Origin of the sequence: Aeromonas caviae (assembly GCF_000819785.1) — a bacterium.
GTDB lineage: Bacteria > Pseudomonadota > Gammaproteobacteria > Enterobacterales > Aeromonadaceae > Aeromonas > Aeromonas caviae.
Genome location: NZ_CDBK01000096.1, coordinates 921 through 27,074, shown reverse-complemented (window position 1 = coordinate 27,074; position 26,154 = coordinate 921). Strand labels below are relative to the sequence as shown.

At 60.8% G+C, this 26,154-nt stretch carries 21 protein-coding genes and 2 pseudogenes; 17 read left to right on the top strand and 6 right to left on the bottom strand.

Features of this window, described 5'->3' with window-relative positions; translation table 11 throughout:
• The first annotated feature begins 711 nt into the window (after positions 1–711).
• The 5 genes from adhE to BN1120_RS17075 all read left to right on the top strand — a co-directional run bounded on the left by adhE (position 712) and on the right by BN1120_RS17075 (position 9,043).
• The gene (gene adhE, locus BN1120_RS17095) at positions 712–3,387 is read left to right on the top strand and encodes a bifunctional acetaldehyde-CoA/alcohol dehydrogenase (protein WP_042017218.1); all 2,676 of its coding nucleotides are present in this window, start codon (positions 712–714) and stop codon (positions 3,385–3,387) included.
• A gap of 110 nt (positions 3,388–3,497) precedes the next feature.
• Positions 3,498–4,733 carry an HD-GYP domain-containing protein gene (locus BN1120_RS17090; RefSeq protein WP_042017217.1) on the top strand — a complete coding sequence of 412 codons (1,236 nt, stop codon included), beginning with the start codon at positions 3,498–3,500 and terminating at the stop codon, positions 4,731–4,733.
• A 352-nt stretch (positions 4,734–5,085) separates the two neighbouring features.
• A complete protein-coding gene (locus BN1120_RS17085) occupies positions 5,086–6,777 on the top strand; it encodes a sensor histidine kinase (protein WP_042017216.1) in 1,692 nt (563 codons plus the stop codon).
• The gene (gene btsR, locus BN1120_RS17080) at positions 6,774–7,478 is read left to right on the top strand and encodes a two-component system response regulator BtsR (protein WP_042017214.1); all 705 of its coding nucleotides are present in this window, start codon (positions 6,774–6,776) and stop codon (positions 7,476–7,478) included. The genes BN1120_RS17085 and btsR overlap by 4 nt, the downstream gene beginning before the upstream one ends.
• A gap of 143 nt (positions 7,479–7,621) precedes the next feature.
• Positions 7,622–9,043, top strand: a complete 1,422-nt coding sequence (locus tag BN1120_RS17075) for a carbon starvation CstA family protein (protein WP_039038989.1) — start codon at positions 7,622–7,624, stop codon at positions 9,041–9,043.
• Positions 9,044–9,105: 62 nt separating this feature from the next.
• Here BN1120_RS17075 and BN1120_RS17070 read toward each other — a convergent pair whose 3' ends face one another.
• On the bottom strand, positions 9,106–10,749 hold the full coding sequence (locus BN1120_RS17070; protein WP_042017211.1) for a mechanosensitive ion channel family protein: 1,644 nt from the start codon (positions 10,747–10,749) through the stop codon (positions 9,106–9,108).
• 216 nt (positions 10,750–10,965) lie between these two features.
• Here BN1120_RS17070 and BN1120_RS17065 point away from each other — a divergent pair, with 216 nt between their 5' ends.
• The 5 genes from BN1120_RS17065 (at position 10,966) to BN1120_RS17045 (ending at position 16,220) form a co-directional block, all read left to right on the top strand.
• Entirely contained in the window at positions 10,966–11,298 is a 333-nt protein-coding gene (locus BN1120_RS17065) for a DUF3302 domain-containing protein (protein ID WP_042017210.1), read from the top strand.
• 10 nt (positions 11,299–11,308) lie between these two features.
• Positions 11,309–12,346: an HlyD family secretion protein gene (locus BN1120_RS17060; RefSeq protein WP_039038992.1), complete on the top strand. Its 1,038-nt coding sequence runs from the start codon at positions 11,309–11,311 to the stop codon at positions 12,344–12,346.
• A gap of 121 nt (positions 12,347–12,467) precedes the next feature.
• On the top strand, positions 12,468–14,228 hold the full coding sequence (locus BN1120_RS17055; protein ID WP_042017207.1) for a DEAD/DEAH box helicase: 1,761 nt from the start codon (positions 12,468–12,470) through the stop codon (positions 14,226–14,228).
• Positions 14,229–14,315: 87 nt separating this feature from the next.
• Positions 14,316–15,749, top strand: coding sequence for a D-alanyl-D-alanine carboxypeptidase/D-alanyl-D-alanine endopeptidase (gene dacB / locus BN1120_RS17050; RefSeq protein WP_042017206.1), 1,434 nt, complete (start codon positions 14,316–14,318; stop codon positions 15,747–15,749).
• A gap of 213 nt (positions 15,750–15,962) precedes the next feature.
• Positions 15,963–16,220 carry a GrxA family glutaredoxin gene (locus tag BN1120_RS17045; protein ID WP_010674029.1) on the top strand — a complete coding sequence of 86 codons (258 nt, stop codon included), beginning with the start codon at positions 15,963–15,965 and terminating at the stop codon, positions 16,218–16,220.
• 59 nt (positions 16,221–16,279) lie between these two features.
• Here the strand turns inward: BN1120_RS17045 and BN1120_RS17040 are convergent, their stop codons facing one another.
• Positions 16,280–16,489, bottom strand: coding sequence for a DUF1653 domain-containing protein (locus BN1120_RS17040; RefSeq protein WP_010674028.1), 210 nt, complete (start codon positions 16,487–16,489; stop codon positions 16,280–16,282).
• Between the two features lie 356 nt (positions 16,490–16,845).
• Here BN1120_RS17040 and BN1120_RS17035 point away from each other — a divergent pair, with 356 nt between their 5' ends.
• Positions 16,846–18,060, top strand: coding sequence for a pyridoxal phosphate-dependent aminotransferase (locus tag BN1120_RS17035; RefSeq protein ID WP_042017205.1), 1,215 nt, complete (start codon positions 16,846–16,848; stop codon positions 18,058–18,060).
• A gap of 65 nt (positions 18,061–18,125) precedes the next feature.
• On the opposite strand, the gene BN1120_RS17030 is transcribed toward BN1120_RS17035, so the two are convergent.
• Together BN1120_RS17030 and fabV are read right to left on the bottom strand one after the other, a co-directional pair.
• Positions 18,126–19,601, bottom strand: coding sequence for a YfcC family protein (locus BN1120_RS17030; RefSeq protein WP_010674027.1), 1,476 nt, complete (start codon positions 19,599–19,601; stop codon positions 18,126–18,128).
• Between the two features lie 162 nt (positions 19,602–19,763).
• Positions 19,764–20,957 carry an enoyl-ACP reductase FabV gene (gene fabV / locus BN1120_RS17025; RefSeq protein WP_010674026.1) on the bottom strand — a complete coding sequence of 398 codons (1,194 nt, stop codon included), beginning with the start codon at positions 20,955–20,957 and terminating at the stop codon, positions 19,764–19,766.
• Positions 20,958–21,227: 270 nt separating this feature from the next.
• Here fabV and BN1120_RS17020 point away from each other — a divergent pair, with 270 nt between their 5' ends.
• The 3 genes and pseudogenes from BN1120_RS17020 to BN1120_RS21800 all read left to right on the top strand — a co-directional run bounded on the left by BN1120_RS17020 (position 21,228) and on the right by BN1120_RS21800 (position 23,419).
• A complete protein-coding gene (locus BN1120_RS17020) occupies positions 21,228–21,653 on the top strand; it encodes a DUF4124 domain-containing protein (protein WP_042017203.1) in 426 nt (141 codons plus the stop codon).
• A gap of 467 nt (positions 21,654–22,120) precedes the next feature.
• A pseudogene (locus BN1120_RS21805) lies at positions 22,121–22,879 on the top strand (PAS domain-containing protein); the annotation flags it as partial.
• A gap of 6 nt (positions 22,880–22,885) precedes the next feature.
• A complete protein-coding gene (locus BN1120_RS21800) occupies positions 22,886–23,419 on the top strand; it encodes a methyl-accepting chemotaxis protein (protein ID WP_257978395.1) in 534 nt (177 codons plus the stop codon).
• Positions 23,420–23,491: 72 nt separating this feature from the next.
• Here BN1120_RS21800 and BN1120_RS17010 read toward each other — a convergent pair whose 3' ends face one another.
• Together BN1120_RS17010 and BN1120_RS17005 are read right to left on the bottom strand one after the other, a co-directional pair.
• Complete coding sequence (locus tag BN1120_RS17010) at positions 23,492–23,689, bottom strand: hypothetical protein (protein WP_039038678.1); 198 nt, start codon at positions 23,687–23,689, stop codon at positions 23,492–23,494.
• Between the two features lie 61 nt (positions 23,690–23,750).
• Complete coding sequence (locus BN1120_RS17005; protein ID WP_042017198.1) at positions 23,751–24,647, bottom strand: DMT family transporter; 897 nt, start codon at positions 24,645–24,647, stop codon at positions 23,751–23,753.
• A gap of 111 nt (positions 24,648–24,758) precedes the next feature.
• On the opposite strand from BN1120_RS17005, the gene rsxA reads away from it, so the two are divergent.
• The 3 genes and pseudogenes from rsxA to BN1120_RS21795 all read left to right on the top strand — a co-directional run.
• The gene (rsxA, locus tag BN1120_RS17000) at positions 24,759–25,340 is read left to right on the top strand and encodes an electron transport complex subunit RsxA (RefSeq protein WP_039038677.1); all 582 of its coding nucleotides are present in this window, start codon (positions 24,759–24,761) and stop codon (positions 25,338–25,340) included.
• Positions 25,341–25,344: 4 nt separating this feature from the next.
• Positions 25,345–25,911 (top strand): electron transport complex subunit RsxB, encoded by a 567-nt coding sequence (rsxB, locus tag BN1120_RS16995; protein ID WP_042017194.1) that lies wholly within the window; start codon positions 25,345–25,347, stop codon positions 25,909–25,911.
• Between the two features lie 14 nt (positions 25,912–25,925).
• Positions 25,926–26,154 (top strand): annotated as a pseudogene (locus tag BN1120_RS21795) (electron transport complex subunit RsxC); the annotation flags it as partial.

The following is a 26,154-nucleotide window of genomic DNA, read 5'->3' as shown; positions in this document are numbered from 1 at the left end:
AGGGGCCAGCCCCCAAACTGCGCGTAAATTTACACCATGGCTTTTCCCTTCTCCAATCAAATAATCTCACCCTTACCGGGGCTTTTTAGTTAGTTCCGCTAATGTATCGACAAAATTCAACATATCGGGTTGTTAAGGGAGAGAGGCCGCCATTAACATCGCCGGGTGCCATGGCAGCGCGTTATATCAACCCTCAGCCAAGAAACGATATTTTCGGCAAATGGCACCCTTACTTCTCACCACACCTGCTTGCTGCCACCGCCAGATGTGCTGTTTCGCCAGGGCGACTGGATGAAAACAACAACCCCTTTCTCAACATAAATGAAACGTCAGGGGGCTGGGCGTTCTGCCGCCATCACGGCGATACCGCCTCCCCCCATCCCGGTCAAGGCGAGAATTCATCGGATCCCCTTCCCTGAGCAGATATTTCAAGGGCGCGTGACAGCAGCTCGTGATGCCAAGAAAGGATGACACACTCCCGTAACATAGTGGTGCGACAAGGGGTGAAACAGAATTTCTTTTGTTCTTTTGTTACATATGATCCAGATCAATCTTTTCTGACACATCCCGACCCTATAATCGAGTCAGAAAACAGTTTACTAAGGCATGTAAATACCCCGTTATGGTGATTCTCGCCTTGACAAGGTGGCTATAATTGCCGGGCATTGCCAAGGTCTTACTAAACAGTTTTCAAATCATCAGGAGATAAACATGGCAGTAACCAATTTGGCTGAACTGGATGCACTGGTTGCCCGCGTCAAAGAAGCACAGCGTCAATTCGCCAGCTTCTCGCAAGAGCAGGTAGACAAGGTCTTCCGCGCCGCCGCTCTGGCCGCCAGCAACGCCCGTATCCCCCTGGCCCAGATGGCCGTGGCTGAATCCGGCATGGGTATCATCGAAGACAAGGTTATCAAGAACCACTTCGCCTCCGAATACATCTACAACGCCTACAAAGATGAGAAGACCTGCGGCATCCTCAGTGAAGATGACGAGATGGGCACCATCACCATCGCCGAGCCGGTAGGCATCATCTGCGGTATCGTACCGACCACCAACCCGACTTCCACCGCGATCTTCAAGGCACTCATCTCCCTGAAGACCCGCAACGCCATCATCTTCTCCCCGCACCCCCGCGCCAAGAACTCCACCAATACCGCTGCCAAGCTGGTACTGGATGCTGCCGTGGCTGCCGGTGCGCCGAAAGACATCATCGGCTGGATTGATCAACCCTCCGTCGAACTCTCCAACGCCCTGATGCGTCACGACGACATCAACCTGATCCTGGCCACCGGTGGCCCGGGCATGGTGAAGGCCGCCTACTCCTCCGGCAAACCCGCCATCGGCGTGGGTGCGGGCAACGTGCCCATCGTCATCGACGAAACCGCCGACGTGAAGCGTGCCGTCGCCTCCATCCTGATGTCCAAGACATTCGACAACGGCGTGGTCTGTGCCTCCGAGCAGGCTGTTATCGTAGTCGACTCCATCTACAACCAGGTCAAGGAGCGTTTCGCGACCCACGCCGGCTACATCCTCTCCAAGGACGAAGCGGACAAGGTGCGTAAAGTGCTGCTGATCAACGGCGCCCTGAACGCCGACATCGTGGGCCAGCCTGCTACCAAGATCGCCGCCATGGCCGGTGTGACCGTGCCTGCCACCACCAAGATCCTCATCGGTGAAGGTCTGGAACTCTGCGCGGAAGACGAGTTCGCTCACGAGAAACTCTCCCCGACGCTGGGTATGTTCCGTGCCAAGAACTTCGAAGAAGCCGTCGAAATGGCCTGCGACATGGTCAACATCGGTGGTATCGGCCACACCTCCGGTCTCTATACCGACCAGGATCGCAATGCCGACCGCATCAAGTACTTCGGCGACAAGATGAAGACCGCCCGTATCCTCATCAACACCCCCTCCACCCAGGGTGGTATCGGTGACCTGTACAACTTCGCGCTGGCCCCGTCCCTGACCCTGGGTTGCGGCTCCTGGAGTGGTAACTCCATCTCCGAGAACGTCGGTCCCAAGCACTTGATCAACAAGAAGACAGTCGCAAAACGGGCAGAAAATATGCTGTGGCACAAACTTCCGAAATCCATCTACTTCCGTCGTGGTTCCCTGCCGATCGCCCTGGGCGACCTGGAAGGCAAGAAGCGCGCCATGGTGGTGACCGACCGCTTCCTGTTCAACAACGGCTATGCCGATGAAGTGGTTCGCCTGCTCAAGAAGCTGAACATGGAAGTGGAGATCTTCTACGAAGTGGAAGCCGACCCCACCCTGTCCGTGGTCCGCAAGGGCGCCGAGATGGCCAACTCCTTCAAGCCGGACGTGATCGTCGCCCTGGGTGGTGGTTCACCCATGGATGCCGCCAAGATCATGTGGGTCATGTACGAGCACCCGGACACCGCGTTCGAAGACCTGGCCATGCGCTTCATGGACATCCGCAAGCGTATCTACAAGTTCCCGAAAATGGGCGTGAAGGCCGAACTGGTCTGTATCACCACCACGTCCGGTACCGGTTCTGAAGTGACCCCGTTTGCGGTCGTGACCGACGACGCCACCGGCATGAAGTACCCGCTGGCCGACTACGAGCTGACCCCGAACATGGCCATCGTGGATGCCAACCTGGTGATGGGCATGCCCAAGTCCCTGTGCGCCTTCGGTGGTATCGACGCCGTGACCCACGCCATGGAAGCCTATGTCTCCGTGCTGGCCAACGAATACTCCGACGGTCAGGCGCTGCAAGCCCTGAAACTGCTGAAGGACTACCTGCCCTCCAGCTACATCAACGGCGCCAACGACCCGGTTGCCCGCGAGAAGGTGCACAACGCCGCCACCATCGCCGGTATCGCGTTTGCCAACGCCTTCCTGGGTGTGTGCCACTCCATGGCCCACAAACTGGGTGCGGAGTTCCACATCCCCCACGGTCTGGCCAACGCCCTGCTGATCAGCAACGTCATCCGCTACAACGCGAACGACAACCCGACCAAGCAGACCGCGTTCTCCCAGTACGACCGTCCGCAGGCTCGCCGTCGCTACGCCGAAGTGGCTGACCACCTGGGCCTGACCGCTGCCGGTGACCGTACCGCCGCCAAGATCGAGAAGCTGCTGACCTGGCTGGACGAGCTGAAGGCTACCCTGGGGATCCCGGCCTCCATCCGCGAAGCCGGCGTGAACGAAGCGGACTTCCTGGCCAAGGTAGACCAGCTGGCCCTGGAAGCCTTCGATGACCAGTGCACCGGCGCCAACCCGCGCTACCCGCTGATCACCGAGCTGAAAGCCATCCTGATGGACACCTACTACGGCCGTCCCTTCATCGAGGAAGCCCCTGCTGCCGCCCCGGTTGCAGCCAAGGTCGACGCCAAGGTGGACAACAAGAAAAAATCCAAGGCCTGATAAACGCCACGGATGACAAGAGCCCGCGCACATGCGCGGGCTTTTTTGTTTGTCTATCTGTTTAATTTTGCTAGCTTGTTGATAGGCAAATTCGACAGAAGAGCTAGTCCATGGCGCTGATACAGGCCTCCATCGAGCAGTTGAGAGTCGGCCACTACATCCATCTTCCCACGGGATGGACAAGCCACCCTTTCATGTTCAACGCCTTCAAAATCAAGGACCAGCAACAGCTCGACATCATCCGCCACCTCGACCTGACCCTGCTGATGGTGGATCCCGACAAGAGCGATCTGCCGGTCGAGCCCCTGCTGCGGGCCGAACCCGTCCCCTCTCTTGAGATGAGCGACACCGGGGATACCACCTCCTCTTCTGAGGGCCCCACCTTCGACGAAAAGGCGTTCAGGCGCTCCCTTCGCATCGCGGACAAGGCGTTCGGTCAATCCCTGTCAGATCTTCGCGACGCCCTTGGCGCCCTCAACCTCAAACCGGACGAAGGCCTGGCCAATACCGCGCAGATAGTGCGCAGCACCGCCGCCCGTCTGGCAGAACACCAGGGGCCGCTCGGTCTGCACCTTATCCGCAGCCAGAACACGGATACCCTGCTGCAACACAGCCTGAGCGTGGCCTTCCTCGCCATGCTGATGGCACGGGAGCTTGGCATGAATCCCGTCGAGATCGAGGAGACCGGTCTGGCGGGCCTGCTCCACGACATCGGCGAGCTCAGGATCCCGAGCCAGATCATCCAGAAGCGGGGGGAGCTCAGCAAGGCGGAGCAGAATTTCCTCAACATGCACCCCCAGTACGGACTGGAGATGCTCAACCAGTTGCAGGCTTTCGAACCCAGGATCCGCGAGGTCGCCTACCTGCATCACGAACGCCTCGATGGCAGCGGTTTTCCCCTCGGGATCAAGGGCGACAAGATCCCCCCCCTCGCCCGCCTCATCGGGCTGGTGGACCACTATGACGAGCTGCTTCACCCGCGCAGCGGCCTCAACCCGCCGGGACCCAGCCAGGTGATCGGCCAGCTCTACAAGCTCTCCCAGAAGAAGTTCGAGCAAACCCAGGTCAGGTTGCTGATAAAAGTGCTGGGGGTCTATCCACCGGGTTCCCTGGTGCGCCTGGATGACGATGTCCTGGCCCTGGTGCTCTCCACCGAGCCCAGCATGCCCCTCAGACCCAAGGTGCTGCCCTACCTCAAGGGACAGCGGCCGGAAGGGGTGGTCATGATCGATCTGCGGGAAGATGCGCGAAGCATCGTCGCCACCCTCAGACAGGAAGAGCTGGACGACGCGCAACGCGCCTTTTTCGGTCTGGGTCGGCGGGTCTGTTACTATTTCGCCTTCTGAGTTATCCCCAGAAGCTGGGGATAACTCATTGGACAAACCTGAATAATTGCTCAGGTCCCCTCGAAATCGTCCACCATTGGAGCTGGATAAAAAACGCCCAGCCGATGGCTGGGCGGAGCATGCCACCTCCGTGTGGCGTATCCGGTGGATACCTTCATGCTCGCATCAGCAATATCAAGCAGGCACCGATTACACAAATATCAATTTAACGTGCTGATTTTATATGGTTTTATTTTTCCATTCTGGCAAACTGCCGCAGCGTTCAGCCCGCAGCCCGCATCAAGACGGGCTCAGGCTCACCCTGCGTCATGACAACGCCCGGCTCCGGCGTGGTGTTTGAGGAAGCTTTTTTATGCAACTAGTCCTCTCTCTGCTCCAGCAGATGAGCGTCAGCCTGGTCATCGCCTACCTTTTTTCCAAGAGTCCCCTGCTGCGTCCCCTGGCCAACTACTCCGTCAGGCTGCCCCACAAGGTGCTCATCTATGTCATCTTCTCCTGCTTTTGCATCCTGGGAACCTATGTAGGCCTCGACATCAATGATGCCATCGCCAACACCCGGGCGGTCGGTGCCGTACTGGGGGGACTGCTGGGCGGCCCCCTGGTGGGATGCCTGGTGGGGCTGACCGGCGGCCTGCACCGCTATACCCTGGGGGGGTTCACCGATCTCGCCTGCGCCATCTCCACCACCTGCGAAGGCTTGCTGGGGGGGCTGGTGCACTGGCGGCTGATGCGGGTAGGCAGGGTCAATGACCTCTTTGCCCCCAGAGTCGCCTTCTTTACCACCTTCGTGGCCGAGATCATGCAGATGGTGATCATCCTGCTGGTCGCCACCCCCTTCGACAAGTCCCTGCTGCTGGTGCGCACCATCGCCACCCCCATGATCCTCGCCAACTCCTGCGGGGCGGCGCTCTTCATCAGCATGATCCGCGACCAGCAGCGGATGTACGAAAAGTTCTCCCGGGTCTTCTCCGCCAAAGCGCTCACCATCGCCAACCGCACCGTCGGCATCATGAGCCAGGGGTTCACTCCGGAGGCCAGCGGCAAGATAGCCCATATCGTTCAGGAAGAGACCGGCGTCGGCGCCGTCGCCATCACGGACACCGACAAAATCCTCGCCTTCATCGGCACCGGGGAAGATCACCACAAGCCGGGCACTCCCATCACCTCGGCGATCACCCTGCAAGCCATCGCCCAGAACAAGGTGCTGTTCGCCGATGGCAACAGCCAGCCCTATCGTTGCAGCATCTCCCCCCAGTGCCAGCTCGGCTCCGTGCTGGTGATCCCCCTGCAGGGTGACGAGGGGGTGATCGGCACCATCAAGCTCTATGAGCCAAAGAAGCGGCTCTTCCTCAAGATCAATCACACCCTGGGAGAAGGGATCGCCAACCTGTTGTCCCAGCAACTGCTGGCAGGCCGCCTGGAGCAGCAGCAGCGCCTGCTGGTGCAATCCGAGCTCAAGCTGGTGCAGGCACAGATAAACCCCCACTTCCTGTTCAACACCCTCAACACCATCAGCGCCATTACCCGCCACGATCCGGGGCGGGCACGGGAGCTGCTGCTGCACCTCTCCCGTTTCTTTCGCAACAACCTCAAGCGCCAGAGCGGCCTGACCACGCTGCGGGAAGAGCAGGAGCACTGCCTCTCCTACCTGGAGATAGAGCAGGCCCGCTTTGGCGAGCGGCTCACCGTCATCAACGAGATCCCGCCCCACCTTGCCGAGGTGCAACTGCCGAGCTTCACCCTGCAGCCCCTCATCGAGAATGCCATCAAGCACGGCATCTGCTCCCTGCTGGGAGAGGGGCGACTTCGCCTCTTCGCGGGGGAGACCCCCGAGGCGATCACCCTTTGCGTCGAAGACAACGCCGGGGCCTGGCAACCATCCGGCCAGGGGGATGGTCTGGGGATGAGCCTGGTGGACAAGCGCCTCAAGAGCGCCTTTGGCGAGCGCTATGGCATTGACGTCCAGTGGGAGCCAGAGCAATGGACCCGGGTCTCCCTGACGCTCCCACGACAACCCCGCACCACCGCCAAGGAGATGACATGATCCGCACCCTGATCGTCGATGACGAGCCCTATGCCCGCGAGGAGCTGGCAGAGCTGCTGGCCAGCGATCCCGACATCGAGATCCTGGGCATGGCGGGCAATGCCATTGAGGCGCTCGGCCTCATCCAGCAACTCAAGCCGGATGTGGTGTTTCTCGATATCCAGATGCCCAAACTCAGCGGCATGGAGCTGGTGGCCATGCTCGATCCCCTGCCCCGCATCGTCTTTGTCACCGCGTTCGACGACTACGCCATCCAGGCGTTCGAGGAGAACGCCTTCGATTACCTGCTCAAGCCGGTGGAGCCGGCGCGCCTCGCCAAGACCTTGGCGCGGCTCAGGCAGGACATCACCCCGCAACCGGTCGGGACCTTGGCCCCGACCATCCACCATATCCCCGGATACCTGCACAACCGAGTGCGGCTGCTCCCAACCTCCCAGGTGGAGTACGCCTTCTCCGATCTCGGCGGGGTTCACGTGGCAAGCCAGGGCGAGCTGTTCCATACCCAGCTCACCCTCAAGTCCCTCGAAGAGAAGACCCCGCTGCTGCGCTGTCACCGCCAGTATCTGGTGGCCCCGGCCGCCATCTTCGAAATCCGGCTGCTGGAGAATCAGCTGGCGGAGATCGTGACCCCGAGCGGGGCCCGGGTACCGGTCAGCCGCCGCTACCTCAAGGAGCTCAAAGACGAGCTGGGACTGGAATAAAGCGGGGCGCGATGTGCGCCGGATCACAGCGGACAACCGCTCGGGTCGCCATGTCGCCGCTCACCCCCTTTCACCTGCCGTTAACAGAAGTCCCCCCCTACACTGGCTGCGCACACCAAAAATAACAAAGCAGGAGCGTAGCAATGATCTGGTTCTTCCTCTGTGTCGGCTTGTTGATAGCCGGCTACTTCGTATACGGCAAATTCATCGAACGGATATTCGGGCCCAAACCCGAGTTGAAGACCCCCGCCATCACCATGGCGGACGGGGTGGACTATGTCCCCATGTCGGACAAGAAGGTCTACCTGGTTCAACTGCTCAACATCGCAGGCGTCGGCCCCATCTTCGGCCCCATCCTGGGTGCCCTCTATGGTCCGGTCGCCATGCTCTGGATCGTCTTTGGCTGCATCTTCGCCGGTGCGGTCCACGACTACTTCTCCGGCATGCTGTCGGTACGCGCCAGAGGCGCCTCGGTGCCGACCGTGGTCGGTGAGCACCTGGGCACCGCCGCCAAGCACTTCATGAACCTCTTTGCCGTGGTGCTCCTGATGCTGGTGGGCGTGGTCTTCGTCCTGAGCCCGGCGGGCCTGCTCGCCAACCTCACCTCCACCGATCTGGTCTACTGGATTGCGGCCATCTTCGCCTACTACATCCTCGCGACCATCGTCCCCATCGACAAGATCATCGGTCGCTTCTACCCCATCTTCGGCGCGCTGCTGGTGTTCATGTCGGTCGGCCTCATCATCGGCCTCATCGTCTCCGGCAAGGGCTTCTACAACACCGGGATGGACTTCTCCAACCTGCACCCGACGGACCTGCCGCTCTGGCCGCTGCTGTTCATCACCATCGCCTGTGGTGCCGTCTCCGGTTTCCACGCCACCCAGTCCCCGCTGATGGCGCGCTGCATGCAGAACGAGAGCTCCGGTCGCTTCATCTTCTACGGGGCCATGATAGGGGAAGGCATCATCGCCCTCATCTGGTGCACCCTGGGTCTCTCCTTCTACGACAGCACCGAGGCACTCAACGCCACCCTGGCCAGCGGCGGCCCCTCTGCCGTGGTGCACGAAGTCTCCACCAGCCTGCTCGGTACCGTGGGCGGCATCCTGGCGATCCTCGGCGTGGTGATCCTGCCCATCACCTCCGGTGACACCGCATTTCGCAGCGCCCGCCTCATCGTGGCGGACTTCCTGAACCTGACCCAGAAGCCCATGGCCAAGCGTCTGCTCATCGCCATCCCCATGTTCATCCTTGGCTTCATCATCTCCAAGGCCGAGTTCGGGGTGATCTGGCGCTACTTCGGCTGGGCCAACCAGACCACCGCCGTCATCATGCTGTGGGCTGCGGCCGCCTACCTCATCAAGGAAGGCAAGCTGCACTGGGTATGCACCATTCCCGCCATCTTCATGACCGCAGTGGTCATCACCTACCTGGCCAACGCCCCAATCGGTTTCGGCCTCGAGATGAATGTCTCCACCATCATCGGTCTGGTGAGCACCGCCCTCATCACCCTCGCCTTCCTGGTGAAATTCAGGCCCTCCCAACTGAGAGAGGCCAAGGAGAGCTGAGGCATCAGCTTCTCTTCATGACAAGAGGCCCGGCATTGCTGCCGGGCCTCTGCTTTTTGTGGTCACTCCCTGACGGGGGGCTCGGCGGGATCGGGCGCCCGGGCCGGCGCCTGATACCACTGCTCCCTGGCCACCAGCACAGCCTGTTCCGGCTGGGCAATGAAGTTGGGGGACATGATCTGCACCCCGAACTCGTTGAAGACATCCTGAATATGGCCATGGAGCTCCGTCTTGACCATCGCAGGGAGTTCGTTCGCCTTCATTCTTACCTGCAACTCGTACTCCACATACCAATCCTGCAGATTCAACTGCCGCACCAGGGGAGCTTCATCCTGATTGAGCCGGGTGCAGCGTCGCGCCGCCAGCTCCAGCATGGCATGTACCTGACGCCAGGGGGTGTCATAACCGATGGTTACCTTGGTCAGCAGGGCCACCCCCTTCTCGCCCGCCAGCCGTGTCAGGTTCACCACCTTGCCCCCCACCACCACTGCATTGGGCAGCGTGACCTCGTGATCCTGGCGCGTCACCAGCTTGGTCGAGAGGGCATTGAGCTCGCTCACCATCCCCTCCACCTCGCCGATCTGCACCAGATCCCCTGGCCGCAGTGCACGGGAGTAGATGAGCACCAGGCCGCTCATGGCATGGTTCATGATACCGGCCGATCCCAGTGTCACCATCAGACCGAAGAAGACGCTGATCCCCTTGAAGGCATCGGAATCCGCCCCCGGCAGATAGGGGTAGGCCACCGTCAGGGCAAACAGCCAGATCACCACTGACAGCAGCCGCCGGGTGGCGCCAATTGTCTCGGCGTGCAACCCCTGCACCCGGAACTGGCCACGCTCGATGCGGTCGAAGAGGATGGCCAGCATCTTGATGAAGAAACGGGTGATGACCACGATAAGCAGCACGGTTACCAGACCGGGCATGGCGGCAATCATGCCCTCCAGCATGTCGCCACACAGGGCAAACAGGGATTCCCCAAGCTGATCGCTCCAGGCCCGGGTCTGGGGGAACAGGCCGAGCACATAGGTCAGCCAGCCATAGGTGAGCATGAAGATGAGCAGCAGCGTGATGAGGCCGAGCATGCGGACCTCGACATTCCCGGTGACCTGGCGCCAGGAGTGGGGGACCAGCCCCTTCTGCAGCAACAGGCGGTTGGCCAGCCACTTTCTGACTCGCCGATGCCCCCGCTGCAACAGCCAGATGAGGCCGAAGAAGATCAGGCTGGCCACCACCGCCAAGCCGACGGCCTTAACCAGATAGGGGGTCGAGTGCAGCTCGAGATACTTGATGCGCACGCCGTCGAGCCGATGCCGGACGCGCTCGGCCGCCTGATCCAGGGTCAGCTCGTCGAATTCATCCAGGTCCCCTTCCAGCAGCACCAGAATGCGCTTGCCATTGACCAGAAACTCCCGGCTCTCCTGGCCGTGCCGGCTGCCTTTCGTCACGGCCACAGGCGTCATGAGGTCGCTTGGCTCCATCCGCTGAACTCGCTCATGGGCCAGCCGTACCCTGGCCGCCCCATCCAGGTTGCCATATTTAGCCGTCAGCATGACGATGGGTTCATGAAGCAGGACCAGGGTCTGTGCCCGCTCCTGCTCATTGGGCTCCATTCTGGGTTCGGCGGTCCAGCCGAGGCGGGACCACAACAGGCAGATCAGCAACAGGCCAAGCCGCCATCCTTTGCCACTGCACCATTCGTTCATCAGGTTCACCTCTCACCTTGCCCGGGCATCCATTGCTGTTTGATTTTATCTAACCAAATCAATTTTGTGTGTTAAATGAGCAACCGATGAACCATGCCTGTACCGCCACACCAACTCTCCGATTGCAGACTTGCACCGACGGCATATGCTGTCATTATTGCCGAAGCCTCGACTCGACAATCGAAGCATTGTTAGCGACTCAGACGGGAGAAATCGATGGTACTTGACTACATTGCCCTGGGGATCCTGGTGTTTGTCGTCTTGGTCATGTTCTATGGCATTATCGTCATTCACGATATTCCATATGAAATTGCCAAGCACCGTAATCACCCCCACCAGGACGCCATTCACGTGGCAGGCTGGGTCAGCCTGTTCACCCTGCACGTGCTCTGGCCCTTCCTCTGGATCTGGGCCACGATTTATCGCCCCGATCGCGGCTGGGGCTTCACGCAACGACTGCAACATGACGAAACCGAGATCAGCGCGCTCAAAGAGGAGCTGGCCGCACTGCAGGCTCGCATGACCACGCTCGAACAGACCGACAAATAGGTAACGCCCCATGGACCTGCTACTTATTCTCACCTATACGGCCCTCTGCATAGGTATTTTCAAGATCTTCAAGATCCCGCTCAACAAGTGGACCGTGCCGACCGCCGTGCTGGGTGGCGTCATCATCATCGGCACACTCATCATGCTGATGAACTACAACCACCCCTATTCCGAGCTGGCTCGCAACTATTATGTCTCCACCCCGGTCGTGCCCCTGGTCAAGGGGCGTGTCACCGACGTCCCGGTCAAGCCCAACCAGCCGGTCAAGAAAGGGGATGTGCTGTTTCGCATCGACGCTGAGCCCTTCCAGGAGAAGGTCGCCAGCCTGACGGCGCGCCTCGCCTCCAACACCGATTTTCTGAAGGCTCTGGACGCCCGCCTTCGCTCCGCCAGCCTGGACAGGGATCGCGCCCAGGAGCTGATGCGACGGGGCATCGGCAAACAGCGCGACCTCGACGTCACCCAGGCCAACGTGGATGACATCGTCGCCCAGATAGATCAGCAGAAAGCGACCCTCAATGACCTGAGTGCCCAGCTCAACATCGCCAAGTACGATCTGGAGCAGACCGTGGTCTACGCCCCGAGTGACGGTCATGTCGTGCAACTGGCATTGCGCCCGGGCATGATTGCCGCCCCCTTCATGTTCCGCCCCGTGATGACCTTCATTCATGAAGATGCCAATGCCTATGTCGGCTGGTTCTGGCAGAACAGCATGCAGCGGCTCAAGGCGGGTGACGAGGCCGAAGTCGTGCTCGACGGCATCCCGGGTCGCATCTTCAAGGCCAAGGTGCAGTCCGTTATCCCGGCCATGGCACCGGGCAATATCCAGGCACAGGCGGGTCTTATCGATCAGACCTCGGCCCAGGTACCGGGTCGCCTGCCCATCGTGCTCGAGATCACCGATCCCGAGTGGGCAAACTACCAGGTGATCGCGGGCTCCAGCGGTCAGGCCGCCATCTATACCGAGCACTTCCACCACGTGGCCATCATGCGCAAGATCCTGATGCGCATGGGTAGCTGGCTCAACTACCTGTTCCCCTTCCACTGAGGTCCCTGACCTGCACGGGCCGGCATCTTGCCGGCCCGCTTCCTGTCAGCACGAGCCCCCTCACTGCATTTTCCCCGCAAGATCCCTATAATGGCGCCACCTTGCGCCACAGCCGTTCCCCATGTTCGTTCTCAGACCCTATCAGACCGACGCCGTCAACGCCGTCATCAGCCACTTTCGCAAACACCCGGATCCCGCCGTGGTGGTACTGCCCACCGGGGCCGGCAAGAGTCTGGTGATTGCCGAACTGGCCCGCAAGGCGCGCGGCCGGGTGCTGGTGCTGGCCCACGTCAAGGAGCTGGTGGAGCAGAACCACGCCAAGTACGAGGCGTGGGGGCTCAAGGCCGACATCTTCGCCGCCGGGCTGGATCGCAAGGAGGCGAGCGCCCAGGTGGTGTTTGGCTCGGTGCAGTCGGTGGCACGCAATCTGGATGCCTTCGACGGGGCTTTTTCGCTGCTCATCATCGACGAGTGCCACCGGGTCTCGCTCGATGACGACAGCCAATACCACCAGGTGATCGAGCATCTCAAGGCCGCCAACCCTGCCCTCAAGATCCTCGGGCTCACCGCCACCCCCTATCGGCTGGGGCTGGGCTGGATCTACCGGCGCCACTACCACGGCATGGTCAAGAGCCACGGCGAGCGGCTCTTTGGTGACTGCGTATTCGAACTGCCCCTGCGCTTTATGGTGAAAAACGGCTACCTGACCCCGCCGCGCCTGGTGGACGCCCCCATCGTCCACTACGACTTCAGCAAGCTGGTGCCGCGGGAGAACGGCCTGTTCAGCGAGGCGCAGCTCAACGGCGAGATCAAGCGCCAGGAGCGGGTCACCCCCCATATCCTGAGCCAGGTGCTGGAGTATGCGGCCGACCGGCAGGGGGTGATGATCTTCGCCGCCACCGTCGAGCATGCCCGGGAAATTCATGGCCTGCTCGGTGCCAGAGGCCAGCAGGCCGCCCTCGTCACCGGCGAGACGCCGGGACCGGAGCGCGACGCTCTAATCAGTGCCTTCAAGGCGCGCGAGCTCAAGTTTCTGGTCAACGTGGCGGTGCTCACCACCGGTTTTGATGCCCCCCACGTCGACCTTATCGTGATGCTGCGTCCCACCGAATCGGTGTCGCTCTATCAGCAGATTGTGGGACGGGGCCTGCGCCTCTCACCCGGCAAGAGCGATTGCCTGGTGCTCGACTACGCAGGCAACAACTTCAACCTGTTTGCCCCCGAAGTGGGGGAGCCCAGGCCCCACGCCGGCACCGAGCCGGTTCAGGTGCCCTGCCCCGCCTGCGGCTTTGCCAACACCTTCTGGGGCAAGACCGACGAGGATGGCAAGGTGATCGAGCACTATGGCCGCCGCTGTCAGGGACTGTTTGAAGATGACGAGGGCAACCGCGAGGAGTGCGACTACCGCTTTCGCGCCAAGATCTGCCCAGGTTGCGGCGCTGAAAACGACATCGCCGCCCGTCGCTGCCAAAGCTGTGACCAGCTGCTGGTGGACCCTGACGACAAGCTCAAGGAAGCCCTCAATCTCAAGGACTGCATGGTGATCCGCTGCGCCGGTTTGACCCTGAGTGCCGGGCGCGGCAAGCAGGGGGAGCGGCTGGAGGTGACCTACCACGACGAGGATGGCCTGACCCTGACAGAGTACTTCCCCTTTCACTCCCGGGGTGCACAGCGCTTGTTTCAACAACGCTTTGTGCGTCATCATTGGCCCGCCCCGGGCCTGGAGCCCGAATTCACGACCCTGGCGAGCGTGATGCTCGCGGCAGACCAGTTCCGTCACCCGGATTTCGTCATCGCCCGCAAGTCGGGACGCTTCTGGCAGGTGAAGGAAAAAATATTCGATTACGAGGGGCGTTACCGGACTGCCAACGCCCCGGCCTGACCCCATGGCAGGCGATACCCGGCAGTCACCCGGTTTGATTATCGGGGCGGTTTCTGATGCCGCCCTTTCGTTCAGTTAGAGGATCCTATGCAGCGGCTGTTGATTGGTTTTTGTGCTCTCTTTTCTCTGGCGGTCCACGCCGCCCCGTTGACCCCGCCCAAGGGGGGCCAGTACGCCGTCATCGTACAGGGCAACAACGGGGTGGAATTTGCCCGTCACGCCGATGACATGATAGCCCCCGCCTCCACCATGAAGGTGCTCACCGCGCTCGCTGCACGCCTCGAACTCGGCGCCGACTTCCGCTTCGCCACCGACATCCAGGCCCAGCCCGGCGCCAAACAGGGCACCACCATCAACGGCGACATCTGGATCAACTTCGTGGGCGACCCGACCCTGTCGCGCATGGATCTGGTTGCCCTGTTCAAACAGTTGGGCGTCACCCGCATTCAGGGCAACGTCTATGTCAACACCGGTGCCTACAACGGTTATGAGCGTGGCAACGGCTGGTCCTGGGGGGATCAGACCCTCTGTTTCGCCGCTCCCGTCTCCTCGGTCATCATCGACAAGAACTGCGCCTACGGCACCATCACCGCCACCCAGATTGGCAAGCCTGCGGTGGGCAACGTGGCCACCGGCGTGCCCATCGGCATCGGCGCCGACAACGTGGAGGTGATGAGCTATGGCGACATGGCGCGTCAGTTCTGCGCCCTGGAAGTAGACATGGCCAAGGGCAACTTCTACGAGCTCAAGGGCTGCATCACCCCGAACAAGGAGCCACAAGGGCTGCGCTTTGCCATCCATGACGTGGAGGCCTGGGGCTGGGACAACATCCGCTGGGCCATGAACCGCGCCGGGATCAGCCACGACGGCCTGCTGCGGGTCACCCATCAGGCCCCAGTCGGTGCCCAGACCCTGGCGACCCACTACTCTGTCTCCCTGCCGGTGATGCTCGCCAAGATGTTGAAAAAGTCCGACAACCTCTACGCCGATACCTTCCTCAAAACCGTGGGGCGTCACTACTACAACAAGCCGGGTAGCTATCGCAGCGGCACCATGGCGGTGCGCGCCATCCTGACCAAGCACGGCATTGACCTTGGCAACGCCACCCTGGCCGACGGCTCCGGCCTCTCCGCCCACAATCTCATCAGCGCGCGCCAGATGTTGTCGGTGCTTAACTTCATCCAGAAGAACGATGCCGAGCTCGACTTCATCAAGCTGCTGCCAAGCTCCCAGGTGGACGGCACCCTGGCCTGGCGACGCAGCGTCACCGCTCCCATGATGAAGAACAAGGTGCACGCCAAGACCGGTACCATCACAGGTACGTCGAACCTCGCCGGTTTCATCGACACCGCCGGTGGCCAGCGCAAGGCCTTCGTGATGTTCCAGCGCGGTCTCTCCCAGGATCCGGCGACCCACGAGCGCTACCGCGCCAGCAAGGCGCCCTGGCCCTGGACCGTCTTCGAAAAAGGCGTGCTGGAGAGCATCTACCAGCAGCAACCCATCCAGATCGTCGAGCAGTGAGACAGACGGGCTGCCTTGCCGGCAAGGCGGCCCGATTCCCCGGCCTTGGGGCGAAACAGGGACGCTGGCGCCGTCATCAGCAGCGGGCGCAATCGGAGATGGCGAACGTAAGCATCGCTATTTTCAGCTTTGACTGACAGGGTGCCAGGGCTATGCTGTGCCCAGCCTCATCTCAATGGCCTTCTTCAACGGCTTGTTTAATGGAGAGAAAAGATGTTTGTAGAGATTTTTGGTCGTCCCGGTTGCCCCTATTGCGTGCGTGCCAAGCAGATTGCCGAGCAACTGACCGAGGAGCGCGATGACTTCGAGTTCCGCTACGTGGATATCAACGTGGCCGGGCTGACCAAGGACGATCTCGCCGCCAAGGCGGGCAAGCCGGTCACCACTGTGCCGCAGATCTTCCTGGATGAGCAGCACATCGGCGGCTGCACCGATTTTGAGGCCTATGCCAGAGCCAATCTGGGTCTGTAAGCCCCGACACCATGAAAAAAGGCGCCTCTGGCGCCTTTTTTCATGTCGCCAAACCTGCCTCAGGCCACCGGCGTGAAGCGGCTCACCACCTGTCCCTGATGTTCAATCCACTCCATGAACATGGCGACGGGGCGGGCATAGACCTGACCATCCTGTTCGGATTGATAGATCACCAGCTGCTCCTGGGTTTCGGTGTGCAAGGCCAGGGCCAGAACCTGGTAATAGCCCCCCTTGAAATGGCGGTAGCGACCGGTGGCGGGTGCCTGCATGAGTGAACCTCGAGAGCGGGAAGATGAGCCCCCGTGCCTGCGTGCTCCCCTGGCAGATCGACGGGTCGGGGCCTTTTTTACCCCAGCCAATCGTGCCAGATGGGGGAGATATTTCAATACACTCATGTTGCTTTATGAATCTGCCCCTCATCTTTCACTGATCTACCAAAGAGAGGCAAACGATCATGCTGAATTTAACATTTCAACAACCCTGTTTCAGGGGTAAATATCAGGGATTTATTCCATAAATTAGATTGTTCTAGCATTCAATTCTGTGAAGAATAGGGGCAGAGAAATTTGATACTAAAAACAGCTTTTCTGCCAACGCGCCCCACGGGGAAGGAATCACGCTCACCATGTTCACTATCGACAAGTCGCACAAGCTCGACGATGTCTGCTATGACATCCGCGGCCCGGTGCACAAAGAAGCTCGCCGTCTCGAAGACGAAGGTCACCGCATCATCAAGCTCAACATCGGCAATCCGGCCCCGTTTGGCTTCGAAGCACCGGAGGAGATCATCAAGGATGTGATCCTCAACATGCCCCAGAGCCAGGGCTACTGCGACTCCAAGGGGCTCTTCTCCGCCCGCAAGGCGGTGATGCAGTATTACCAGCAAAAAGGGATGCGCAAGGTCGACATCGACGACATCTACATCGGCAACGGTGCGAGCGAGCTCATCGTGATGGCGATGCAGGCGCTGCTCAACAACGGCGACGAGATGCTGGTGCCCTCCCCCGACTACCCGCTCTGGACCGCGGCCGTCACCCTCTCCGGCGGCCATGCGGTGCACTACCGCTGTGACGAAGGGGCTGACTGGTACCCGGATCTGGACGACATCCGCGCCCGCATCACCCCGCGTACCCGCGGCCTGGTGCTGATCAACCCCAACAACCCGACCGGCGCCGTCTACGGCAGCGAGTTTTTGCTTGAAGTGATCGAGATCGCCCGCCAGCACAACCTCATCATTTTCGCCGACGAAATTTACGACAAGATCCTCTACGACGACATCTCCCACACCAGCGTCTGCACCCTGTGCGACGATGTGATGGTGGTGACCTTCAACGGCCTCTCCAAGGCTTACCGTGCCTGCGGCTTCCGTCAGGGCTGGATGGTCATCACCGGCCCCAAAGGCCGTGCCCGCGGTTACATTGAAGGGCTGGAGATGCTGGCCTCCATGCGGCTGTGTGCCAACGTGCCGATGCAGCACGCCATCCAGACTGCGCTCGGCGGTTACCAGAGCATCAACGAGCTGATCCTGCCGGGGGGCCGCCTGCGTCGCCAGCGGGACAAGGCCTGGGAGCTTTTGAACGAGATCCCCGGGGTCTCCTGCGTCAAGCCCAAGGGGGCGCTCTACATGTTCCCGCGCCTCGACCCCAAGGTGTACGACATTCGCGATGACCAGAAGATGGTGTTCGACCTGCTGCAGCAGGAGAAGCTCCTGCTGGTGCAAGGCACCGGCTTCAACTGGCCGGCACCGGATCACTTCCGCCTGGTGTTCCTGCCCCGGGAAGAGGAGCTGGAAGAGGCTATCGGTCGCCTCGCCCGCTTCCTCAAGGGCTACAAGCAGTAAGCTCTGAACATGAAAAAGGCTCCCGCGGGAGCCTTTTTGTTGTCTGTCGTTTTCTATTCGCGCCATCAGCCGTGGAGCAGGGCCCCGGCCACCAGCACCGCCATGGTGATGAGGGCCACCCCGATGATGAAGGGCAGCACCCAGCGCACGAAGCGATCGTAGGGGATCCTGGCGAGCGCCAGCCCCGCCACCAGGTGAGCGGCGGTGGGGGCGAACAGGTTGATCCAGCCGGAGGCGGACTGATAGGCGGTGATCACCAGATCCCGGGAGATGCCGGAGAAGTCCGCCAGCGGCCCCATCAACGGCATGGAGACGGTCGCGAGCCCCGAGGTGGAGGGAATGAAGAAGCTCAGGATGATGTGCACCAGATAGGCCATCAGGATGAAGACCGACGACGACAGCCCGCTCACCAGTCCCTCGGCCCAGTGCAGTATGGTGTCGATGATGACGCCGTGCTCCATCACCACATAGATGCCGCGCGCCACCGCCACCACCAGGGCCACCCCGATGAGATCCCGCGCCCCGTTCAGGAAGGTCGCCACGTAGTTGGACTCCGGCATCCGGTTGATGAGGGCAATCAGGATGGAGGCGCTGAAGAAGAGGGTGGAGAGCTCGTCGAACCACCAGCCCAGGGTGGGCAGCAGATCGATGCCCAGATCCGACCAGGGCACCACCGCATAGATCATCAGCAGGAAGGTGCCGAAGAAGACCAGCATGGTGAGCTTCTGCTTGCCGCTGAAGGCGAGGTTGCCGCTCTTCATCTGGGAGAACTCGTCGTCATAGACGATATCGGCCAGCACGGAGCGGGACTTGTCCTGCTGCACCTGCCTGGCGTAACGCATCACGAACCAGGAGGCGAAGATCACCAGCAGCAGCCACTGGATGACCCGCAGCCCTATCCCCTCACCGATGGGAATGCCGGCAAAGCCGGAGGCGATGCCGGTGGCAAACGGATTGACGGTGGAGGCGAGCACCCCGACCCCGGAGCCGAGCAGGATGATCCCCGCCGCCACCATGCGATCGAAACCCGCCGCCATCATCACCGGCACGATGAGTGCCCAGAAGGCCACCGTCTCCTCCGCCATGCCGAAGGTGGAGCCCCCGAGGGCGAACAGGGCGATCAGCACCGGGATGAGCAGCCGCTCGCGCCCGGCGAAGGTGCGCACTATGGCCCCGACCCCGGCATCCAGCGCCCCGCTTTGCATGGTCACCGCCAGAAAGCCGCCGATGATGAGCACGAACAGTGCCACGTCCGCCGCCTTGTGAAAGCCCTGGATGGGCGCCTTGAGCACATCGAATACCCCCTGGGGTTGGGAGGGGAGCTCGGTGTAACTGCCGGGTACCGGCAGCAATCGCTCGTCACCGCTGTAGTCGGCCACGGCCGCCGCAGCCACCGGCTGCTGGGTCTTGGCCGTCACATAGTTGTATTTACCCGCCGGCAGCACCCAGGTGAGGGCCGCCATCAGGGCGATGATGATGAAAAGCAGGGTATAAACCGTGGGGAGCTGGCGCTTCTTGGGCGCCTCATGGGATGTGGTCATGACTTTCGTACCTCGGCGGTGCCGTCTGTGATCCGGACAGCGCAAGCCTAGCGGGTTTGTTCGGGGAAAAAGGTGATCGCGGATAATAAACCTGAGGCAACAGGTTGAGTCTGCTGCAAAAAAACAGGGCCCCGCAGGGCCCTGTCTGTGCTGACGACCGACTTACAGCTCGATCACGTCGAATTGCACGTCCGGATTCACGTCCGCATCGTAGTCCACCTCGTCCAGGCCGAAACCGAACAGGCGCAGGAACTCCTGCTTGTAGCCGGTGTAGTCGGTCAGCTCGGAGAGGTTCTCGGTGGTGATGGAGGGCCAGAGATCACGGCAGGTCTGCTGCACGTCTTCACGCAGTTCCCAGTCATCCATGCGGATGCGGGCCTGCTCGTCCAGCGCCATGTCGGCGCCGTACAGGCGGGTGCGCATCATGCGGTCCACCTGCTCCATGCAACCCTCGTGGATGCCCTTCTCCTTCATGATCTTGAAGGCCATGGAGATGTAGAGCGGCATCACGGGAATGGCAGAGGAGGCCTGGGTCACCACGGATTTGAGCACGGCCACGTGGGCGGTCCCCCCCTTGGCAGCCAGATCGCCACGGATGGCGGTGGCGGCGCGGTCCAGATCTTCCTTGGCGCGCCCCAGGGTACCATGCCAGTAGATTGGCCAGGTCAGGTCGGTACCGATGTAGGAGTAGGCCACGGACTTGGCGCCGTCAGCCAGCACACCCGCATCGCGCAGAGCCGCCATCCACAGTTCCCAGTCCTGGCCGCCCATGACGGTGATGGTGCTCTGGATCTCTTCCTCATTCGCCGGCTCGACTGTGGCGGTGATGATCTGATCCTTGTTGGTGTCGATGGCGGTGGAGGTGTAGACCTCGCCGATGGGTTTGAGGGCGGAGCGCACCACTTCGCCGGTGTCCGGCAGCTTGCGCACCGGAGAGGCCAGGGAGTAGACCACCAGATCGATTTGACCCAGATCCTGCTTGATGAGCTCGATCACCTTGGCACGGCACTCGTGGGAGAAGGCATCGCCATTGATGCTCTTGGCGTAGAGGCCGGCCTCTTTGGCGGCCTTGTCGAAGGCGGCGGAGTTGTACCAGCCGGCGGAGCCCGTCTTGGTCTCGGAGCTCGGCTTTTCGAAGAAGACACCGATGGTGGCAGCTCCGCTGCCGAAGGCTGCGGCAATGCGGGAGGCCAGACCATAGCCGGTGGAAGCGCCGATCACCAGCACCTTCTTGGGGCCATTCTCGATGGCGCCCTTGGCTTGGGTGTAAGCGATCTGGCGACGAACATTGGCTTCACAACCAACCGGGTGGGTGGTGGTGCAGATAAAGCCGCGAACCTTGGGTTTGATGATCATGTGTTGTCTCTTATCCGTTTGATGGATGAAATCGGGGCATAAGATACCTCATTGCGGCCCGTTATGGTGCTCTGATGTGTTGAACTGCGGGGAAACAGGCAGGGATCCGTCGCTTTGTGCCGCCATGGCACACCCATTGCGCAGGAGATCTCCCCGCCATGGACCAGAGAGAGGCAACGTGAGGACCGGAATGTCACACCCGGAACGAGGCCGTTGTCTGACCTTGCGCCATGTACTAGTGTGCAAGGAAGAGGATTCAAGGAGGAGTCTATGTCACGCATGCTGGTCATCTCTCTCGCCTGCCTGGGGCTTGCCAACGTCCCCGTTGTCCAGGCGGCTGTCTATCAATGCGCCCGCGACGGGCGGATCACCTTCAGCGACATCCCCTGCAGCAGCGACGCCAAACCCATGGCACTCAATGTCTATACACCCTCCCCCGAGGCGGTGGAGCAGGCGGCCAACCAGACCCGGGAGATAGAGCAGAGCCTGGCGAACGGCCAGAAACAACGCCAGGCCGAGGCGCTGCGCACCGAGATCGAGGCCAAAAAGCAGAAGATGAACAACGAGATGACCCAGATCACGGAGAACAAGGCAAGATCCCGCAATGTCTCGGCAGAGATGCAGTCGGTCACTACCCGATATCAGAAAGAGATTGAGTCCCTGAACCAGAAACTCTCCACCTTGCAGGCAAAATAAATACCCCGGTTTCGGGACAGGAAATATACCGAAGCGGCAATGTCGTCACGGGTTCACACATGCCGCATATCCAAAAACTCACACCCTTGGCCGTTTATTTCTCACACCAGAGAGTCAGATAGCGGCTATTTCCAGATCCCCGCCTCCACCTATTTCACTGTGCCCATATAAGACTCATTGAATCCCCATATAGGCCACATGGCGCGCCACTGGGTTCATATGAAGGCGATATATAGAATAGTCAGTGCCAAAAGAGGCGCCTTCATGCCAATATTCCCTGGGGCCAGGGCGGCCCAGGAGATAAATAACCCTTGTACGAGACCCCACAATTAAAAAGCCATTTATCAACATTGAAAAATAAAAAGTTAATTTGAGTTCGATGACGACTCATCAGGATGCAATGCTATTGTTAATTTACTCAGATTTGGTCGTTATCCCATTCAAGGGTCTCATGGAGGAGCACTGTCATGTTCTGGAATCAAAAAGCAAGCAAGGAAGCCAGTGAGCAAGCGGCAAGGGTGGTGGAGCTGGGGGCATTTGAACAGGCTATCCAGTTGCAGGTCCCCTTCGTCCAGTTCACCCCGGCGGGAGTGGTCACCTTCGCCAACGAGCTGTTTCTCAAGATCGTGGGATTTGAGCGTGACGAGGTGATTGGCAAGCATCACAGCACCCTCTGCTTCCCCGACGACGTCAATACCCGGGATTACGAGACCTTGTGGCAGGATCTGCGCCACGGCGTCTCCCGCAGCGGCCGCTTTATTCGCCAGTCGAAATCCGGCAAGGCCGTGTGGCTGGAGGCGACCTATTTCCCCATCGTGATCGACGGCAAGGTGGTGCGGATCGCCAAGGTCGCCTCCGACGTGACCCAGCAGCAATCCACTCTGGAGCGCACCCAGGCCCTGCTGGCAGCGCTGGACAAGTCCCTGGCGGTCATTGATTTCCAACCCGATGGCACCGTCATCACCGCCAACCAGAATTTCCTCAACTGCTTTGGCTACCGGCTGGAAGAGGTGGTCGGCAAGCATCATCGCCTCTTCTGTGACAGCGATTTCTACCAGAAAAACCCCCATTTCTGGCAGGATCTTGGCTCGGGTGACATCAAGTCAGGGCTTTTCATGCGTCTGGGTCACCTGGGGGAGAAGATCTGGCTGGAGGCCACCTACAACCCCATCTTCAACCACGAGGGCAAGGTGGTCAAAATCATCAAGCTGGCGAGCGACATCACCGAGCGGGTGGAGAAATCCATCTCCACCCGGGAAGCGGCCCAGAAGGCGTGTGCCATCGCCAGCGAAACCGTCGCGAGCGCCGCCAGGGGGCGGGAGGTCATCGACAGGGTGCTCGACACCTCCTCCCACATCAACACCTCGGTCAATGCGGTCAGCAAGCAGATAGAGCAGCTCAACCAGCAATCCAGGAGCATCGAATCCATCATCTCCACCATCAGCGGCATCGCGGATCAGACCAACCTGCTGGCCCTCAACGCGGCCATTGAGGCGGCCCGCGCCGGAGAACAGGGCAGGGGATTTGCGGTCGTGGCCGACGAGGTGAGGCAACTGGCGGCGCGCACTTCCAGCTCCACCAGCGAGATCGTCACCGTCATCAAGCACAACTCGGAGATCACCTCCCAGATCACCCAGACCGTCTCCGTCGTCTCCGACAAGGCGGTGGCAGGTCAGGAGCAGGCCACCATCATCGCCGACGTCATCAAGGAGATCATCGAGGACGCCAACTCGGTCTCGGACACCGTCAAGAGCCTCTCCATCTGAGCGACAGCTGCCAATGACAACGGGGGGCCCAGGCCCCCCGTTGTCATTGCTGTCCGCCCACCCGACACCCGCTCAGCCATCCCCCAGGAGATAGTGTCTGGCTTCCTCGTCCGCCAGCGCGAGGGCGATGTCCCATAGCGCGGCGATGCAGAGCCCCTCCTCCCCCACAGCCTCCTCTTCCAGCGCCTCCAGGGCTCTGGCATCGGCCAGGGTAAAGGGGGGATGGCTCAACAGGCTTTTGGCAGCGGCCAGCAAGTGCATGTCGCTCATCGGTCGGCTCCTTCTTCGACAGCGTGTTTCCCTGCCCAGACTGTAGCCCAATGGCGGCGACTCATCCCCCGGTGGCGACTGCCTGCGCACGCTTCCTGCCGGACGGCAGCTGGCCAACCCCGATGCCGACCAGCACGGCGGCGCAGGCCACCCATTGCAGGGCCGTGAGCGTCTCTCCCAGCAGCAGATAGGCGAGCAGCAGGGTAAAGACCGGTATGAGGTTCACATAGGCCGCCGCCAGGGTCACCTTCACCTGGGTCACCGACCAGTTGTAGAGCAGGTAGGCACCCAGGGTCACGAAGGCACCGAGGAAGAGGATGACCCCCATGTCCTGCCAGGCCCAGCTCGCGGGCCAGGGCGCACTGAAGGCAAAGGGCGCGAAGAAGAGCGTGCCGACGAAGGCCTGCAACGCCGTCAGTGTCATCACGCCGTAGCGGCTGGAGAGCTTCTTGAATACCACAGAATAGGTGGCGGCGCAGAGCATGGCGCCCATCTCCAGGCTGTTGCCGAGCAGGGCGTTGGGAGCGAACTCGTCGGCGCCCTCCCCCAACCCCAGCAGGGCGATGCCAACGATGGCGATGGCAAAGCCCAGCAGTTGGCGGCGACTCACCCGCTCTCCAAGCAGTACGAAGGCCACCAGGGCCACCATCAGGGGAAGCAGGGCACAGACCATGCCGGCCTGGCCGGCACTGGTGTAACGCAGGGCGTTGACTTCAAGAAGAAAGTAGAGGCAGGGCTCAAGTGCCCCCATCAGGGCCAACCAGCGCCAATCCCCCTTCTGGTAAGTGACGCGACCAAGCTGGCGGTAGCAGAGCAGCCAGCAACAGGACGCCACCCCCATCCGCATGAAGAGCACCTGACCGAAGGACCAGATTTCCAGCACATGTTTGAGGGCGATGAAGGAGCTGGACCAGAGTAGCATGGCCAGGGTCAGCGTCAGGACGGGTAAAAGGCGCACAATGCCTCCATGAATTGGGCATTCGAATAATAACCATACGGCCTTGCGGTTGTCTAAAGGCACCTAACATCAGATAATACGGCCGCCTTCATACCGGATAACCCATCTTCAATGACTGAGTACCTGCTTTTACTGGTCGGCACCGTGCTGATCAACAACTTCGTGCTGGTGAAGTTCCTCGGCCTTTGCCCCTTCATGGGTGTCTCCGGCAAGCTGGAAACCGCCATCGGCATGGGTCTGGCCACCACCTTCGTCATGACGCTGGCCAGCGCCTGCTCCTATCTGATGGAGCACTACATCCTGATCCCGCTGGAGATCGCCTACCTGCGCACCCTGGGCTTCATTCTGGTGATCGCCGTGGTGGTCCAGTTCACCGAGATGGTGATCCGCAAAAGCAGCCCGACCCTCTATCGCCTGCTCGGCATCTTCCTGCCGCTCATCACCACCAACTGTGCCGTGCTCGGCGTGGCGCTGCTCAGCATCAACGAGCGCCACAACTTCATCCAGAGCATCATCTACGGCTTCGGGGCCGCCGTCGGCTTCTCTCTGGTGCTGATCCTGTTTGCCGCCATGCGTGAGCGGCTGGTGGCCGCCGACGTGCCGGCACCGTTTCGTGGCGTCTCCATCGCCATGGTCACCGCTGGCCTGATGTCGCTGGCCTTCATGGGCTTTACCGGCCTCATCAAGATATAACGCTATGATTCACATACTCTTTGCCATTCTGGTGCTGGCCCTGCTTGCCCTGGCCTTCGGCATTATTCTCGGCTTTGCCGCCGTCAAGTTTCATGTGCAGGCCGATCCCATCGTCGATCAGCTTGATGCCCTGTTGCCCCAGACCCAGTGCGGCCAGTGCGGTTACCCGGGCTGCAAACCCTACGCCGAAGCCCTGGCCAATGGCGACAAGATCAACAAGTGCGTGCCCGGTGGCGACGCCACCATGCGCAAGATTGCCGACCTGATGGGGGTCGAGCCCCAGTCTCTGGACGGCGGTGAAGACGCGGCAATCCCCGTCAAGAAGGTGGCCTTCATTCACGAAGACATGTGCATCGGTTGCACCAAGTGCATCCAGGCCTGTCCGGTCGACGCCATCCTGGGTGCCACCAAGGCGATGCACACCGTCATCGCGGCCGAGTGCACCGGGTGCGACCTCTGCGTCGACCCCTGCCCGACCGACTGTATCGAAATGATCCCGGTGCCGACCACGGTCGACAACTGGAAATGGGATCTGGCCAAGGTCGCCATTCCGGTCAAGATAGTGGAATAAACAGCGGAGTAACCATGCAGCATCTGCTCGAACGCATCAAAGCCGGCACTCTGTGGGATTTTCACGGCGGCATCCATCCCCCCGAGAACAAGCACCAGTCCAGCCTGACCCCCGTCGTTGACGCGGGCCTTCCTCCCCAGCTCATCATTCCGGTGCGCCAGCACGCGGGTCCGGCCGGCGAACTGCTGGTGCGGGTGGGGGACAAGGTCAAGAAGGGGCAACCCCTCACCCGTTTTGACAAGG

Coding starts and splice junctions, on each gene's coding strand:
- adhE (WP_042017218.1), top strand. CDS start 712: ATGGCAGTAACCAATTTGGCTGAACTGGATGCACTGGTTGCCCGCGTC.
- BN1120_RS17090 (WP_042017217.1), top strand. CDS start 3,498: ATGGCGCTGATACAGGCCTCCATCGAGCAGTTGAGAGTCGGCCACTAC.
- BN1120_RS17085 (WP_042017216.1), top strand. CDS start 5,086: ATGCAACTAGTCCTCTCTCTGCTCCAGCAGATGAGCGTCAGCCTGGTC.
- btsR (WP_042017214.1), top strand. CDS start 6,774: ATGATCCGCACCCTGATCGTCGATGACGAGCCCTATGCCCGCGAGGAG.
- BN1120_RS17075 (WP_039038989.1), top strand. CDS start 7,622: ATGATCTGGTTCTTCCTCTGTGTCGGCTTGTTGATAGCCGGCTACTTC.
- BN1120_RS17070 (WP_042017211.1), bottom strand. CDS start 10,749: ATGAACGAATGGTGCAGTGGCAAAGGATGGCGGCTTGGCCTGTTGCTG.
- BN1120_RS17065 (WP_042017210.1), top strand. CDS start 10,966: ATGGTACTTGACTACATTGCCCTGGGGATCCTGGTGTTTGTCGTCTTG.
- BN1120_RS17060 (WP_039038992.1), top strand. CDS start 11,309: ATGGACCTGCTACTTATTCTCACCTATACGGCCCTCTGCATAGGTATT.
- BN1120_RS17055 (WP_042017207.1), top strand. CDS start 12,468: ATGTTCGTTCTCAGACCCTATCAGACCGACGCCGTCAACGCCGTCATC.
- dacB (WP_042017206.1), top strand. CDS start 14,316: ATGCAGCGGCTGTTGATTGGTTTTTGTGCTCTCTTTTCTCTGGCGGTC.
- BN1120_RS17045 (WP_010674029.1), top strand. CDS start 15,963: ATGTTTGTAGAGATTTTTGGTCGTCCCGGTTGCCCCTATTGCGTGCGT.
- BN1120_RS17040 (WP_010674028.1), bottom strand. CDS start 16,489: ATGCAGGCACCCGCCACCGGTCGCTACCGCCATTTCAAGGGGGGCTAT.
- BN1120_RS17035 (WP_042017205.1), top strand. CDS start 16,846: ATGTTCACTATCGACAAGTCGCACAAGCTCGACGATGTCTGCTATGAC.
- BN1120_RS17030 (WP_010674027.1), bottom strand. CDS start 19,601: ATGACCACATCCCATGAGGCGCCCAAGAAGCGCCAGCTCCCCACGGTT.
- fabV (WP_010674026.1), bottom strand. CDS start 20,957: ATGATCATCAAACCCAAGGTTCGCGGCTTTATCTGCACCACCACCCAC.
- BN1120_RS17020 (WP_042017203.1), top strand. CDS start 21,228: ATGTCACGCATGCTGGTCATCTCTCTCGCCTGCCTGGGGCTTGCCAAC.
- BN1120_RS17010 (WP_039038678.1), bottom strand. CDS start 23,689: ATGAGCGACATGCACTTGCTGGCCGCTGCCAAAAGCCTGTTGAGCCAT.
- rsxA (WP_039038677.1), top strand. CDS start 24,759: ATGACTGAGTACCTGCTTTTACTGGTCGGCACCGTGCTGATCAACAAC.
- rsxB (WP_042017194.1), top strand. CDS start 25,345: ATGATTCACATACTCTTTGCCATTCTGGTGCTGGCCCTGCTTGCCCTG.